At 65.7% G+C, this 14,749-nt stretch carries 13 protein-coding genes; 7 read left to right on the top strand and 6 right to left on the bottom strand.

Annotated features, from left to right (window positions below):
* Positions 1 to 65 precede the first annotated feature (65 nt).
* Together ccmB and ccmA are read right to left on the bottom strand one after the other, a co-directional pair.
* Positions 66 to 761, bottom strand: coding sequence for a heme exporter protein CcmB (gene ccmB / locus ACCQ07_RS11880; RefSeq protein ID WP_372363352.1), 696 nt, complete (start codon positions 759 to 761; stop codon positions 66 to 68).
* Complete coding sequence (gene ccmA / locus ACCQ07_RS11875) at positions 758 to 1,402, bottom strand: heme ABC exporter ATP-binding protein CcmA (protein ID WP_008573812.1); 645 nt, start codon at positions 1,400 to 1,402, stop codon at positions 758 to 760. The genes ccmB and ccmA overlap by 4 nt, the downstream gene beginning before the upstream one ends.
* 226 nt (positions 1,403 to 1,628) lie before the next feature.
* Here ccmA and ACCQ07_RS11870 point away from each other — a divergent pair, with 226 nt between their 5' ends.
* Together ACCQ07_RS11870 and ACCQ07_RS11865 are read left to right on the top strand one after the other, a co-directional pair.
* Positions 1,629 to 2,777: a pyridoxal phosphate-dependent aminotransferase gene (locus tag ACCQ07_RS11870; protein ID WP_031422969.1), complete on the top strand. Its 1,149-nt coding sequence runs from the start codon at positions 1,629 to 1,631 to the stop codon at positions 2,775 to 2,777.
* Positions 2,778 to 2,932: 155 nt separating this feature from the next.
* The gene (locus ACCQ07_RS11865) at positions 2,933 to 3,733 is read left to right on the top strand and encodes an amidohydrolase (RefSeq protein WP_011347683.1); all 801 of its coding nucleotides are present in this window, start codon (positions 2,933 to 2,935) and stop codon (positions 3,731 to 3,733) included.
* Positions 3,734 to 3,805: 72 nt separating this feature from the next.
* Here the strand turns inward: ACCQ07_RS11865 and ACCQ07_RS11860 are convergent, their stop codons facing one another.
* Positions 3,806 to 4,576 (bottom strand): glutaminyl-peptide cyclotransferase, encoded by a 771-nt coding sequence (locus ACCQ07_RS11860; RefSeq protein ID WP_280514568.1) that lies wholly within the window; start codon positions 4,574 to 4,576, stop codon positions 3,806 to 3,808.
* Positions 4,577 to 4,739: 163 nt separating this feature from the next.
* On the opposite strand from ACCQ07_RS11860, the gene ACCQ07_RS11855 reads away from it, so the two are divergent.
* Positions 4,740 to 5,177 carry a hypothetical protein gene (locus ACCQ07_RS11855; protein ID WP_003487019.1) on the top strand — a complete coding sequence of 146 codons (438 nt, stop codon included), beginning with the start codon at positions 4,740 to 4,742 and terminating at the stop codon, positions 5,175 to 5,177.
* A 341-nt stretch (positions 5,178 to 5,518) separates the two neighbouring features.
* Here ACCQ07_RS11855 and ACCQ07_RS11850 read toward each other — a convergent pair whose 3' ends face one another.
* Genes ACCQ07_RS11850 through ACCQ07_RS11840 form a run of 3 tightly spaced genes read right to left on the bottom strand, consistent with a single transcriptional unit; the run spans position 5,519 to position 9,399 of the window.
* A complete protein-coding gene (locus ACCQ07_RS11850) occupies positions 5,519 to 7,162 on the bottom strand; it encodes a pseudouridine synthase (RefSeq protein ID WP_372363351.1) in 1,644 nt (547 codons plus the stop codon).
* Positions 7,155 to 8,357: an SMC-Scp complex subunit ScpB gene (gene scpB, locus ACCQ07_RS11845; RefSeq protein ID WP_057681896.1), complete on the bottom strand. Its 1,203-nt coding sequence runs from the start codon at positions 8,355 to 8,357 to the stop codon at positions 7,155 to 7,157. Before scpB ends, ACCQ07_RS11850 begins: the two co-directional genes overlap by 8 nt.
* Before the next feature lie 13 nt (positions 8,358 to 8,370).
* Positions 8,371 to 9,399: a segregation and condensation protein A gene (locus ACCQ07_RS11840; protein ID WP_372172794.1), complete on the bottom strand. Its 1,029-nt coding sequence runs from the start codon at positions 9,397 to 9,399 to the stop codon at positions 8,371 to 8,373.
* Between the two features lie 228 nt (positions 9,400 to 9,627).
* Between ACCQ07_RS11840 and ACCQ07_RS11835 the strand changes: the two genes are divergently transcribed.
* From ACCQ07_RS11835 to ACCQ07_RS11820, 4 genes are all read left to right on the top strand, one after another.
* Positions 9,628 to 9,927 carry a YciI family protein gene (locus ACCQ07_RS11835; protein ID WP_029819551.1) on the top strand — a complete coding sequence of 100 codons (300 nt, stop codon included), beginning with the start codon at positions 9,628 to 9,630 and terminating at the stop codon, positions 9,925 to 9,927.
* The gene (locus ACCQ07_RS11830) at positions 9,924 to 10,193 is read left to right on the top strand and encodes a BolA family protein (RefSeq protein ID WP_008571805.1); all 270 of its coding nucleotides are present in this window, start codon (positions 9,924 to 9,926) and stop codon (positions 10,191 to 10,193) included. The genes ACCQ07_RS11835 and ACCQ07_RS11830 overlap by 4 nt, the downstream gene beginning before the upstream one ends.
* Before the next feature lie 377 nt (positions 10,194 to 10,570).
* Positions 10,571 to 11,593: a LacI family DNA-binding transcriptional regulator gene (locus ACCQ07_RS11825; protein WP_008571806.1), complete on the top strand. Its 1,023-nt coding sequence runs from the start codon at positions 10,571 to 10,573 to the stop codon at positions 11,591 to 11,593.
* 133 nt (positions 11,594 to 11,726) lie between these two features.
* Entirely contained in the window at positions 11,727 to 14,705 is a 2,979-nt protein-coding gene (locus ACCQ07_RS11820; RefSeq protein WP_122272967.1) for a TonB-dependent receptor, read from the top strand.
* Positions 14,706 to 14,749 lie beyond the last annotated feature (44 nt).

Genomic DNA, 14,749 nt, shown 5'->3' with positions numbered 1-14,749 from the left:
GGCTCTCGAAACAGCAACAACGCGTTGTGCGGGACGTGCTATCGACGATGCATCGAGTGCAGCGCTCAACTCAACGAAATGCGGATCGCGGCCGCCGCAGCCAGCGGTGCCAGGACCACGCCGATCACCAGTCCGGCGCCCAACAACAACAACGCACCCACCGCATCCTGCCCTTGTCCGCTGGCCGCCACGCTGCCGGCACCAAACACCAGCACCGGCACGTACAGCGGCAACGCCAGCAAGGCCACGAGAATACCAGAGCGCTTCATCGTCACCGTCAGTGCCGCAACGACAGCGCCGAGCAGGCTCAGGAGCGGCGTTCCCAGCGCCAACGATGCCAGCAGCACAGGTAATTGGTCATGCGGCAGGTGCAGCAATTCGCCCAGCAGCGGCGTCACGGCAATCAGCGGCAGCGCACTGGTCGCCCAATGCAGCAGCACGCGCACTGCGATCAACCAGGCCAACGGCACCGGTGCCAGCAGCCACTGCTCTATCGAGCCGTCTTCCACATCGCTGCGGAACAAGGCGTCCAGCGACAGCAGGCCAGCCAGCAACACCGACAGCCACAGCACCGCCGGCGCGGCCTGCGCAAGCAGGTCCGGGCGTCCGCCCAGTCCCAACGCGAACAACACCACGATCAGCAATGCGAACAGTGCCGGCTGCAATGCATCGCTACGGCGTCGCCACAGTAGGTGCAGGTCGCGGGCAAGCAGGGCGCGGGCCGCCTGCCAGAGCGAGGGTTGCGGCGAATGCGTGCTCATGCCGCAGCCTCCAGCGTGAGCATGCGGGTGCGCACCGGTGGCGCTGCATACGCACCGTGCGTGGTGACCAGCGCCGCGCCACCGCCGCGCAGATGCGCGGAGATCATTCGGTTAACCAGGGTGATGCCATCCAGATCCAGATTGGCGTACGGCTCATCCAGCAACCAGAGTGGTGCCGGCGACAGCCATAGCCGTGCCAGCGCCAGCCGCTTGCGCTGGCCAGCCGACAATTGCCGCACCAGCGCATCTTCGTAACCGGCCAGGCCGACGATCGCCAGCGCGCTGCCGGGCATCTGCTTGGCGCGACGGCCATGCAGGCCGCACAGGAAGTGCAGGTTTTCCAGCGTGCTGAGGTCGGCCTTCAGGCCGGGCAGGTGGCCGAGGTAGGCCATGAAGCGGCTGCGGTCGCCGCGCTTGGCGGTCTTGCCATCGATCTGGATCTGCCCGCGCTCCACGTGCAGCAGGCCAGCCAGTACGCGCAGCAACGTGGTCTTGCCGGCGCCGTTGTCGCCTTGCACCAGCAACGCTTCGCCGGCATCGACATGGAAATCGAGCGGGCCAAACACCGGCTCCTCGTTGCGACTGAAGGCCAGGGCGTGCGCCGCCAGCAGCGGCGGTGCGGTGTGCAGCGGTTCGATCATCGGTGCAGCAGGCTCGGGTCGCAGGACGGCATGGGGAAGGGCCGGGGCAGGCACGCGCCGGACCGGGCGCGCATTGTAGCGACGATGGTGGCATGCCGGGGACGCCTGCGGCATCGCCGCAGGCGCCGCGATGTGTCAGGGAACGCTGTTTTGCAGCGTCCGGGCGCAACCGGCTGGCGGCTTTGCGTACACTCGCGGTCCCCCGTTTCTTGTCCGGACAGGCACCATGCCCCTCACGACCAAGCTGCCCAAGGTGGGCACCACCATCTTCACCGTCATGTCGCAGCTGGCGGCCGAGCACGGCGCGGTCAATCTGGGCCAGGGCTTTCCCGATTTCGCGGTGCCGCAGCGGCTGGTCGACGAACTGAGCAAGGCCATGGCGGCCGGCCACAACCAGTATCCACCGATGACCGGCGTGGCCGCGTTGCGCCAGGCCATCGCCGGCAAGGCACAGCGCTGCTATGGCGCGCAGGTCGATGCCGACACCGAGATCACCGTCACCAGCGGTGCCACCGAGGCGATCTTCAACGCCATCCACGCGGTGGTGCGCGCCGGCGAAGAGGTCATCGTGCTGGACCCGGCCTACGACTGCTACGAGCCGGCGATCGATCTGGCCGGCGCACGTGCCGTGCATGTGGCGCTGCACCCGCAGACCTTTGCGGTCGACTGGGCTGCGCTACGCGCCGCGATCACCCCCAAGACGCGCCTGTTGATGATCAACTCGCCGCACAACCCGTCCGGCGCGATGCTGTCGGCCGAGGACATGCAGACGCTGACCGAGCTGTTGCGCGGCACCGACATCTTTTTGCTGTCCGATGAGGTCTACGAACACATCGTGTTCGATGGCCGCCGGCACGAATCGGTGCTGCGCTGGCCGGAACTGCGCGAGCGCGCATTGGTGATTTCCAGCTTCGGCAAGACCTACCATTGCACCGGCTGGAAGATCGGCTACGCCATCGCACCGCCGGCGCTCACGGCCGAATTCCGCAAGGTGCACCAGTACAACACCTTCACCAGTTTCGGTCCGGCCCAGCACGCCTTCGCTGCAATGATCCGCGACGAGCCCGAACACGACGAGCAACTGGGCGCGTTCTACCAAGCCAAGCGCGACCGCTTCCGCGAACGGCTGCTGGCCACGCGCTTGAAGCCGTTGCCTGTGCCCGGCGGCTACTTCCAGCTGGTGGACTACTCAGCCATCAGCGATCTGCCCGATACCGAATTCGTGAAGTGGCTGACGATCGAGAAGGGCGTGGCCGCGATCCCATTGTCGCCGTTCTACCAGAACGCGCCTGCAGGGCAGCGCCTGGCGCGGCTGTGCTTTGCCAAGAACGATGCGACGCTGGATGCGGCGATCGAGCGCCTGCGTAGGCTCTGACGAGCCGGGAATCGGGATTCGGGATTCGGGAATCGTAAGAACGGCCGGCCGCTTTTTGATCTAAATTCGCACTGGCTCGATGACATAACGCCCTCATTAAACCGCTTTTCGATTCCCGATTCTCCATTCCCGATTCTCCTTTCCCGAGTCTCACCATGCATGACCTGCGCATCTCCCTGATCCAAGGCGACACCCGCTGGCATGACCCGGCCGGTAACCGCGACTATTACGCTGCGCTGCTGGAGCCGCTGGCCGGGCAGACCGATCTGGTGATCCTGCCGGAAACCTTCACCAGCGGATTCTCCAACGACGCCATCGACAAGGCCGAAGGGATGGACGGGCCGACCGTGGCGTGGGTGCGTGCGCAAGCCGCACGCCTGGGTGCAGCGGTGACCGGCAGCGTTCAGTTGCGTACCGACGCCGGGGTATTCAACCGGCTGCTCTGGGCCACGCCCGATGGGGCGTTGCAGTACTACGACAAGCGCCACCTGTTTCGCTTCGGCAACGAGCATCTGCGTTATGCGGCCGGGCGCGAGCGGCTGACGGTGGAATGGAAGGGTTGGCGGATCAATCCGCAGGTCTGCTACGACCTGCGGTTTCCGGTGTTCTGCCGCAACCGCTTCGATGTCGAACGCCCGGGGCAGATGGATTTTGATCTGCAAGTGTTCGTCGCCAACTGGCCGTCCGCCCGCGCCTACGCGTGGAAGACGTTGCTGCGCGCACGCGCGATCGAAAACCTGTGCTTCGTGGCGGCGGTCAACCGGATTGGCATCGATGGCAACCAACTGCATTACGCCGGCGACAGCGCGGTGATCGATTTCCTCGGTCAGCCGCAGGTGGAAATCCGCGAACGCGAGCAGGTGGTCACCACCACCATCAGCGCAACTGCGCTGGCCGAGCACCGCGCCCGTTTTCCCGCGATGTTGGATGCAGATCGGTTCGAGATTGGGGATTAGCGATCCGGGATCGGCACAAGCTGCTGCCGGGCAGTTGCAAGCCCGGCCGCTGTCGCCAATCCCCAATCCCGGCTATTGAGCCAGCTTGATCTCGTAGATCTTCGGCCAGCGCTTTCCGGTGACGAACAAGCGATCGTGCTCGGCGTCGTAGGCGATGCCGTTGAGGACATCATTGGTGTGGTCGGTCAAGGTGTCCGGGTCTGGCACCAGTGCCTTGAGGTCGATCCAGGCGATGACCTTGCCGTTGGCGGGGTCGATGCGTGCGATGCGGGTGGTCAGCCACACGTTGGCCAGCAACTGGCCCTTGACCCATTCCAGCTCGTTGAGGTTGTCCAGCGGCTTGCCGCGGGCGGTGACCTCGATGCTGCCGATCTGTTTCAGGCTCTGCGGATCCAGCCGGCGGATGTTGGCGGTTCCGTCGCTCATATAGAGCTGGCGATCATCGCTGGTCAGCGCCCAGCCCTCGCCGGAATAGGTGAATTGGGTACGCGGTGCCAGCGTGGCCAGGTCGTAGACGAAGCCGCGCTGATTGCGCCAGGTCAGCTGGATCAGGCGATCCTTCCAGGCCACGATGCCTTCGCCATAGAAAGGCGGCGGCGTATTGACCTGCTGCAGGACGTTGCCGCTGTCCAGATCGACCTTGCGCACGCTGGACTGGCCCAGCTCGCCGGTACTCTCGTAGAGATGCCCGTCCAGATAGAACAGGCCTTCGGTAAAGGCAGCGGTGTCGTGCGGATAGGTCTTGACGACGGTGTAACCCTGGGTGGGAATCGCCTCGCCGCAGTGGGCGAGGGCGGGCAGCAGCAGTGCGCTGGCGAGCAGGCTGTAGACGGTGCGTGGCATGCGGCAATCATCCCATGTCGCGGCCGCAGGCGGCAGCTCTGTTGCCCTGTCGGACTTAGCTAAGACCCCGCTGAACAAACGCCTGCGCCGCGCTGGAATCTTGTCGCGGCTGCCACATCGGCGCTGCTAGTCTCGCGCCACGTCCACCACTGGCACTGCTCACATGATCAAGTCACTTTCGCTCATCGCGCTGCTTGGCGCCGCCACGCTGGCTCCGCAGGCGCAGGCCGCCGGCAACATCGATTGCCAGCTGTCGTTCAACTTGTCCGGCTGGTCGGTGTTCTACAAAACCGCCAGCGGTACCGGCACCATCAAGTGCGATAACGGTGCGGTCATTCCGGTCAAGATCTCCAGCAAAGGCGGTGGCCTGACGGTCGGTAAATCCAAGATCGTCGGCGGCCGCGGCACCTTCAGCGGTGCCTATAGCCTCAACGACCTGTTCGGCACGTATGCCGCCGCCGAAGCGCACGCGGGCGTCGTGAAGTCCAGTACCGCACAGGTCGTCACCAAGGGCGATATCTCGCTTGCGCTGGCAGGCACAGGCGAGGGCGTGGACCTGGGTGTCAACGTGGGTAACTTCGTGATCGAGCGTCGCAAGTAAGAGCGGTAACAAGCTGAGCGAGCTGTCCCCGGATGGGCGTGCACTGCGCGCCCAACACCGGAGTGCACAGGTGGCAGGTGTCGATGTCGAGCAACGGTCGTGCCCACCCGAAGGCCGCGCAGTCGTGGGGCCGAGCCAGGTCGCAGCATCGGATCGCGCTCATTCAAGCGGTGCGTGCAGTGTCTGCATCGCGATGGCGCTGCAAGGGGGGGGGGCTTTCGTTAAACGACTGCACGACCGGATACGCGGCAGCTTCTCTGCTTCAGTCGATGTCCTATACCGTCCTCCACATAAAAACGGCCCTTTGCAGGGCCGTTTTTTATACGCGGATCGGTTGACGCTCAACGACCGCGATTACCGCCGCCGGGAGGACGACGATTGCCGCCGCCCGGCGGACGGCCGCCGGGGCCACGCGGTGCGCCACCCGGGCCGCGAGCGCCGCCACCGGGACCGCCGGGGCCACGGTTGGCAGACGCGGGGCCGCGATTACCACCCGGACCCGGTCGCCCACCGCTCGGGCGACCAGCAGGGCGTGCGGCACCGTACGGGCTGAAGCCCGGGTTGGCGTGATCGGAGGGGAAGCTCGGTGCGTTGCCCGGCTGGCCATACGGGTGCTTGCGTTGCCCCTGGCCCTGCGACTGACCCTGTCCGCCGCCAGCGCCGCGTCCCGGACCACCCGGGCGGGCGCCGCCTGGACCGCCAGCGCCCGGTCGCGCACCACCCGGTCCTTTCTTGGCATACGGGCGTGCCTGACCGGTGCCCGGGCCGCTCGGGCCGGCATTGCGGTGGCCGCTCGGGCCGGTGCTCACGCCATCTGGCACATACCAGCTGCGGAACGCGGCCGGGTTGCCGTCTGGCAACGCGCCGCGGTCGCCCTTGGCCGGGCCGCGCTGCTTGAACGGGCGCTGCTGCGATTGCTTGGCGGCCGCTTCGCCGCTGACTGTCAGGCCGCCCCTGAAACCGCCGGGCTTGCCGCGACCGCCGCGGCCGCGATCTTCGCGCAAGTTGTCGAAACGCCGCAGTTCGCGGCCTTCATCCGCGCCAGAGGTCTGGCCGTTGACGTAGGCATTGCTGCGGCCATCGCGTGAGACGTGCACGGTCGACTTGGCGGCGCGGCGCTGGCCGATCACCGGCTGCAGGGTCAGTGCCGACGGCGCGCCTTCTTCCAGTTTCAGCTCGGCGCGCAAGGCGTCGACCTTGTCCTGCGCCACTTCCACCGAGTGCCCGCGCAGCAGCTCGCGCGGCAGCGAAATCTTGCCGTAACGGCTGCGCTTGAGGCGGCTGACCTGGCAACCCTGCGATTCCCACAGGCGGCGCACTTCGCGGTTGCGGCCTTCCTTGACCACCACGCGGAACCAGTCGTGCGAGTCGGTACCGCCGATGCGTTCGATCTCGTCGAATTTGGCGCCACCGTCTTCCAGCAGCACGCCGCGCGACAGGCGCTCGATGATGGCATCGGAGACTTTTTCTTCGCCTTCCGGCGCACGCACGCGCACCACGTATTCGCGCTCGACCTCGTAGGAGGGGTGCATCATCGCGTTGGCCAGCTCACCGTCGGTGGTGAGCAGCAGCAGGCCGGTGGTGTTGATGTCCAGGCGGCCAATGGCGATCCAGCGCGAGCCCTTCAAAACCGGAAGCGACTCGAACACGGTCGGGCGGCCTTCGGGATCTTCGCGCGTGGTCACTTCGCCTTCGGGCTTGTTGTAGATCAGCACGCGCGAGGGCTCGGTCAGCGCGCTGGCCACGAAGCTGCGGCCGTCCAACTCGATCTTGTCGCCGCTGCGCACCGACATGCCGGTCTGCGCAACGGCGCCATTGACCTTGATCAGGCCGTCGGCGATGCGCTGTTCCAGCGCGCGGCGCGAACCCAGGCCGGCCTGGGCCAGCACCTTGTGCAGGCGCTCTTCCAGCTTGGGCGCTTCGGGCGCGCTGTCGCGCTTGAGAGAAAGCTTGTTCAACGACAGCTTGCGGGGGGTGTCACTCATGTGTCTGGCTCCGGCCGCCGCGTTGCGGGTCGGCCTCTGGGTCGGAATCGGCTTCGTCAACAGCCACGGTCGTCGTCGCGACGGCGTTGTCTTCGTCTTCGTTCACTGCATCCGCGCGCGTTCCCGGCGCGGTGTCGGGGTCGCCCTCACGGGCGTCGTCTGGGTCCTGCGTGTTCTTCTCGTGCGCCGAGCCATGCTCGGGGTGTTGCGGTGTCTGGTCGTTTACTTCGTCGACCGCTTCGGTGTCGATCGCCTCATCGAGACCGTGGTGTTGCTGGTCGACTGCGGCATCGTCAGGCGATTGCTGTGCATGCAGGTCGGCGTCGGCGTCACTTTCAATTCCGGTATCGTGCTCGGCGTCGGCCTGGTGATCGCCCGGTGCTTCGGTGTTGCTGGCCGGGTTCGCCGAGGCGTCGGCCTCGTCCGTTTCCAAACTATCTTGCGAAGCGCCGGTGCCGCTGTCGTCAGCCGCAGCGCCAGCGTTGGCTTCCACATCCGCGTCGGTACCGCCAGCATCCGCATCGTCAGTACCCGCAGCCGTATCGCCGCCCTCGGCGTCAGCCTGATCTGCATCGGCCTGATCCCGCGCCGCGTCCATCGCTGCCGCCGCGGGCACGGCGCCATCCAGTTGCCCGTCGCGGTCCAGCGGCAGCTGCGGTTCCAGCTCGGCGATGTCCTTCAACTCAGACAATGGCGGCAGCTCGTCCAATCGCTTGAGCCCGAAATAATCCAGAAAGCCCTTGGTGGTGCCGAACAGGGCCGGCTTGCCGGGCACGTCGCGGTGGCCCACCACGCGGATCCATTCGCGCTCTTCCAGCGCCTGGATGATGTTGCTGCTGACGGCCACGCCGCGGACCTGCTCGATCTCGCCGCGGGTGATCGGCTGGCGGTAGGCGATCAGCGCCAGGGTCTCCAGCGTGGCGCGGGTGTACTTGGTGCGGCGCTCGGTCCACAGCCGGGCGACCCAGCCATGCACATCGGCCTTGACCTGGAAGCGGAAGCCGGAGGCCACTTCGACCAGTTCCACGCCGCGCTCGGCGCAGGCCTCGCGTAGCAGTTCCAGGGCGCGCTCCACGCTGCCGGGCGGTGCCGGCTCTTCTTCCGGAAACAGGCCCTGCAGTTGCGCCAGCGTCAGCGGCTGGCTGCTCGCCAACAGGGCGGCTTCGATAATGCGGGTGATCAGCGCTTGATCCATTCGGTGATCGGCTTCAGATAGGTTCGTTGGCGGCATCGCTATCGTCGAATTCGCTGGAGAATTGCAACGGCGCATTGGTATTGCCCAACGCCAGCGACTTCACGTAGATCGGCGCCAGCGGCGCTTCCTGCACGATGTCCAGCAACTGCTCCTTGGCCAGTTCGAGCAGCGCCAGGAAGGTGACCAGCACGCCGAGCTTGCCTTCTTGGGCAGTGAACAGCGATTCGAAACGGTAGAACTTGCCATCGTCCAGGCGGCTGAGCACATCGCCCATGCGCTGGCGCACACTCAGCGCCTCGCGCTTGATCGCATGGCCGGTGAACAGCTCGGCGCGTTTGAGCACGTCGTACAGCGCCATCAGCATTTCTTTCAGCTCCACCGGCGGCGGCAGCTTCACCGCTGCGCGCTCGGGCAGATGCGCCTGCACCGGCGCGCTGTCGCGGCCCATGCGGGGCAGGGTGTCCAGATCCTCGGCGGCCTGCTTGAAGCGTTCGTATTCCTGCAGGCGGCGTACCAGCTCGGCGCGCGGATCTTCTTCTTCGCCATCCTGGCTGGGAGGGCGCGGCAACAGCATGCGCGATTTGATCTCGGCCAGGATTGCCGCCATTACCAGATATTCGGCTGCCAGTTCGAAGCGCAGCTCCTGCATCACATTGATGTAGTCCACATATTGCCGGGTGATCTCGGCGACGGGGATGTCCAGGATGTCCAGGTTCTGGCGGCGGATCAGATACAGCAGCAGGTCCAGCGGGCCTTCGAAGGCATCCAGGATGACTTCCAGCGCATCCGGCGGGATATACAGATCCTGCGGAATCTGCAGCACCGGTTGCCCATGCACCACCGCCAGCGGCATTTCCTGCTGCTGTGGCGTCGCGCTCGTGGCTGGCGGAGTCGCGACGTGCGCGAGTTCGGAATTCATCAGGTCGACATCGGTCTTGCGGTCGCCGGCGGCGGTCTTAAGCCGCGCCTGCAGGGCTTTGCCTTGAGTTATTGCGATCAATGTCGTGCCTGTGCCGGCACGATCCCACAAATCCACATACAACGTCCGCCGCGTGGCATGCGGCGACGGAACAGCGAGGAGGTCGTCTACGCGGACCGGCGGTGGGCAGCGAATCGGTCGTCGGGAAGAGCGCTGCGCCTGGGCCGACGGGCCGCTGCGTCCGGTTGCGTGTGCAGTGGTGCCAAGGGTAATGCGTGCACGGGGGCGGTGTCCAGCGCCGACGCGGCTAGAATCGGTGCGGTGATCTTCCAGTCTTGGGCGAGGTGGCGTGTGTGGTACGTAATCGAGGGATATGACCGGGCCGACGCAGTGGCGGCACGGCAGCAGGCGCGGCCGGCGCATCTGGCGCGTCTGCAGGCGCTTGCGGCTGCTGGGCGGTTGCTGGTGGCGGGCCCGTGTCCGGCCATCGACGCCGAAGATCCAGGTCCGGCCGGTTTCAGCGGCAGCGTCGTGATTGCCGAGTTCGACGCCCTGGAGGATGCGCGCGCCTGGGCCGATGCCGACCCCTATGTGGAAGCGGGCGTGTACACGCGCACCGAGGTCCGCCCATTCCGCCGGGTATTGCCATGAGCCGGGTCGAGCAGATCCGCGCAGCGTTGCAGGCGGCACTGGCGCCCACCGAACTGGACGTCGTCGACGACAGCGCGCGGCATGCCGGCCATGCCGGTGCGCGCGACGGGCGCGGGCACTTCAATGTGCGCGTGGTCAGCGCCGCATTCGTAGGCAAGCCGCCACTGGCACGGCATCGCGCGGTGTACGCCGCGGTGGGCGAGATGATGCAGACCGATATTCATGCCTTGTCGATCGAGGCCTTCGCGCCGGGCGAGGTTGGCTGAACGTCGCGGGGAACGCCGGCGGTCGTACCGGGCCGTCTGCTGTGATCAGAACTGCCGGGCTCAGCGGTGATTGCCTTCTCGGCAGCGAGCGTCAGGGTGCAGCCGGCAAGGCCGCGGGAGTGCCGGTGCAGGCGCCGGTCCGTGCGGTCCTGGCAAGACTGGATTGACCAGCGAATCGTGACCTGCATCCTTATTCGCGTGTGGACGCATGGGTGCATATTTGTTGCGACGCAGCACATTGCTTCACGTGCTCCTCACCTGCAGCTGATTGATCTGTAAGCGTTTTCACGCATGTGAAGATAGGGGTTTACGCCTCTGTATGAAAACGCTTACAGTCCGCGCCAGTTTTGGGAAGTCGGTCGCGGAGGGCGACACGAATGGCCAAGGGTGCGGTCACCATCAAAGATGTCGCTCGGGAAGCGCAGGTCTCCGTCGCAACGGTGTCGCGTGCGCTCAACGGGCACGACAACGTTGCCGGACCGGTGCGCCAGCAGGTGCTGGAGGTGGCCGAGCGGCTGCGCTACAGCCCGCATGCGGCCGCGCGCAGCCTGAGCAGCCGGCGCTCGCAGACCCTGGGCGTGGTGCTGCCGGACTTGTATGGCGAATTCTTTTCCGAATTGATCCGTGGCATCGACGGCGCAGCGCGCGCGGCCGGCCAGCACCTGTTGGTGTCCAGCTACCACGGCGATCCGGAAGCCCAGGGCAGGGCGCTGCGCTCGATGCGCGGGCGCGTCGATGGCCTGCTGGTGCTCTCGCCCTACGCCGAGCAGCCGGGGTTCCTCACCGACAACCTGCCGCAGTCGTTGCCGACGGTGTTGATCAATGCGCACCTGCCCGGTGCCGACTATCCGGTGCTGAGCATCGACGACCACGCCGGTGCCATGGCCATGACCGAGCACCTGTTGCGGGCCGGGCACCGCCGCATCGCCTTCATCGGTGGCCCGGCGCTGAATTTCGATGCGCGCGAACGCCTGCGCGGCTTCCGCGATGCGCTTGCTGCGTTCGGTGCGCAGGCGCAGGGCGTGGAATACCCGGGCGACTTCGACGAAGCCTCCGGCCACCGCGCCGGGCTGGCGATGCTGGCGGCCGGCGCGTTGCCGGATGCGGTGTTCGCCGCCAACGACATGACCGCGCTGGGCTGCCTGTACGCGTTCGCCCAGGCTGATGTGTCGGTGCCTGGCGACGTGGCGCTGGCGGGTTTTGACGACATTCCGCTGGCCCGCTTTGTCCATCCCGCGCTGACCACCATGCGGGTGAGCATCGCCCGGCTGGGCGAGCAGGCGATGACCCGGCTGATGCGCCTGGTCGAAACGCCTGACCGCGACGACGGCATCCGCCAGTTGCTGACGCCCGAGCTGGTGATCCGTGCCTCCTGCGGTACCGGCCAATCGGCTCACTGACCTTTCCGGCCACGCGTTTCCGGGCCGACCTTTTCGCGGACGTCCTGTCCGCTCCCGCTGTCCCCGCAGCGGCTGTTCCTGCACCACTGCACTGCCACAACAACAATCTGTACCGATCCCTGGAGGGACGACCATGCGCCACCACCACCCCCATTCCGCCCGTCCGGCGCGCAAGCTGCTCAGCTGCGCGCTTGCCAGCTGCCTGCTGCTCGGCGCCGCTCCGGCCTTCGCACAGAGCACCGCTGCGACCATCCGCGGGCAGGTCACCGTCGATGCCGCACCTGCCGCCCAGGCGCAGGTCACCGCCACCAATCTGGCCACCGGCCTGACCCGCACCGTGCAGGTCAGCAATGGCGGCTATTCGGTGGGCGGCCTGCCGCCGGGTTCGTACCGCATCGATGTCACCGCCAATGGCCAGACCAGTTCGCAGAACGTCACCGTGCAGGTCGGCCAGACCGCGACCTTGAACCTGGGCGTCGGCGGCGAGCCGGCCACCGCCGCGGGTGGTAACGCCACCACGCTGGACGCGGTGCAGGTGAAGGCGCCGCCGGTGCTGGTGGAGACGCGCACCTCCGAGAACGCCACCTACATTTCCAACGTGCAGATCCAGAACCTGCCGCGTGCCACGCGCAACTTCCTGGAACTGGCCGACACCGTGCCGAACGTGCAGTTCACCCGCGAGGCCAACGGCACCACCAAGGTACGCACCGGCGCCACCTCGGCCGAAGGCACCAACGTCTACATCGACGGCGTGAGCCAGAAGAACTACGTGCTCACCGGCGGCGTGAGCGGCCAGGATTCCAGCCGCGGCAACCCGTTCCCGCAGTCGGCGATCGGCGAATACAAGGTCATCACCTCCAATTACAAGGCCGAGTTCGACCAGGTCAGCGGCGCGGCCATCGTGGCCTCGTCCAAGTCCGGCACCAACGATTTCCACGGCAGCTTCTTCTGGGACACCAGCAACGACAGCTGGCGCGAGGAAAGCCCGCTGGAGAAGAAGGCCGGCGTGCGCGACGACTTCGAAGAAACCCAGTACGGCGCCACCTTCAGCGGCCCGATCCTCAAGGACAAGGCGCACTTCTTCATCGCCTATGAAGCCAAGGAATACACCACCCCGAACGTGGTGATCCCCGGCTCGATCTATTCGGACCGCGTCGACCAGTTGCCGGCCCAGCTGCAGCCGCTGGTGGTGACCTCCAGCACGCCGTTCAAGGAAGACCTGTACTTCGGCAAGATCGACTGGACCATCGGCGAAAACAACCTGTTCGAGCTGACCGGCAAGTACCGCAAGGAAGACGAGCTCAACGACGTCGGCCGCACCTCGACCTACGAGCACGGCAGCATCAACGGCCAGGAAGAAAAGCGCGCCAACCTGCGCTGGCAGTACAGCGGGGCCAACTTCCTCAACGAAGCCAACCTGAGCTACGAAAGCGCGTTCTGGAACCAGGCGCCGATCAACAACGGCAATGGCTACATCCTCAGCTACGCGCCGGTGCGCGGCAACGAGACCGACATCCTGGCGGCGGGCGCCGGCAGCAGCTTCCAGCGCAAGGGGCAGAAGGGCTGGACCTTCCAGGACGACCTGACCTTGAACAGCCTGGAATGGCACGGCGCGCACACCGTCAAGATGGGCGTGAAGTTCAAGAGCATCGACCTGGATTCGACCCAGTTCAATCCGGCCAACCCGCAGTACTACTACAACATCCTCACCGACGTGCAAACACCGTACCGCGTGCGCTTCGGTGCGCCGCTGGTGGAAGGTGGCGGTTCGGTGGTGTCCAAGAACAAGCAGTACGGCATCTACCTGCAGGACGACTGGGAGGTCAACGAGCACTGGACCTTGAACCTGGGCGTGCGCTACGACTACGAGCAAACCCCGGCATTCCTGGATTTCGTGACCCCCTCGGATGTCGCCAGCGCGCTGCAGAACTGGCCGAACCTGCGCAACGCCAACTACAACATCAACGACTTCATCAGCACCGGCAACAACCGCAAGGCGTTCAAGAATGCCTGGCAGCCGCGTCTGGGCGCCTCCTACGACCTGTTCGGCGATCAGGCCCACGTGATCTATGGCGGCGCCGGTCGTGCCTATGACCGCAACATCTTCGATTACCTGGCACTGGAGCAGCTCAACAACTCTTTCAAGTCGTATAGCTACTACTTCACCAGCGCCAACAACCCCGCTTGCCTGGGCGACCCGTGCACGGCCTGGAATCCGGCGTACAACAGTCAGGATGGCTTGAACACACTCACGGCCAACAGCACCGGCGGTGGCGGACGTGAGGTCTACCTGATCGACAACAACCTCAAGACCCCGTACTCCGATCAATTCAGCATCGGCATGCGCAACATGGTGCCGTTGTGGGGCCAGGACTGGTTCACCGATGTCACCCTGAGCCGCATCGAAAGCCATGACGGTTTCGCCTTCGTGCGCGGCAACCGCCTGCCGGACGGGTCGTTCTTCCAGCCGGGCACCACCTCCGGCGTGCCGACCGACGGCCCGAATGGCTATAGCGCCATCGTGCTGGGCACCAATGGCGTGGAAACCCGCAACAACCAGCTCGCCTTGCAGGTGGAAAAGCCCTTCGACGAAGAATCCGGCTGGGGCCTGACCGTGGCCTACACCTATTCCGATGCGAAGGAGAACCGGCAGTTCGGCGAGCACTATGCGCTGGACCGCGAACGCATCCAGGACTATGGCTGGCGCGAAGCCGGCGGCATCCCCAAGAACCGCCTGGTGGTCACCGGCATCTACGAGCTGCCGTATGAGATCAAGCTGTCCGGCAAGCTGTCGCTGGCCAGCCAGACCGCGCGCTATGGCCAGAATTGCCTGGCCGGCAACGACCAGTGCGAGATCATCCAGTTCAAGCCGGATGGCACGCTGGGCTACAAGGAATTCAGCATTGCCGCCAATAAAGAGTGGGACACCGGCGGTGGTGTCAAATTCAATGTGCGTGCGGATATCCTCAACGTGTTCAACTGGGTTAATTACGCCACCTTCAACGGCGATACCGGAACATTGCAGGACTTGAACACGGCTTACGGCACACCGACCGGTGTGCTGGCGTCGCCGATGCGTACCTTCCGTCTGGCCTTCGGCCTGAACTGGTGAGGTGCTCGACCGCCCTGGCCGCAACGCCAGGGCGGTCGAACTCG

The sequence above is a fragment of the Xanthomonas sp. NCPPB 3583 genome, assembly GCF_041475715.2.
GTDB classification, from domain to species: domain Bacteria; phylum Pseudomonadota; class Gammaproteobacteria; order Xanthomonadales; family Xanthomonadaceae; genus Xanthomonas; species Xanthomonas euvesicatoria.
Note: the sequence above shows the minus strand (reverse complement) of the source record. Positions and strands in the feature narration are given on the sequence as shown.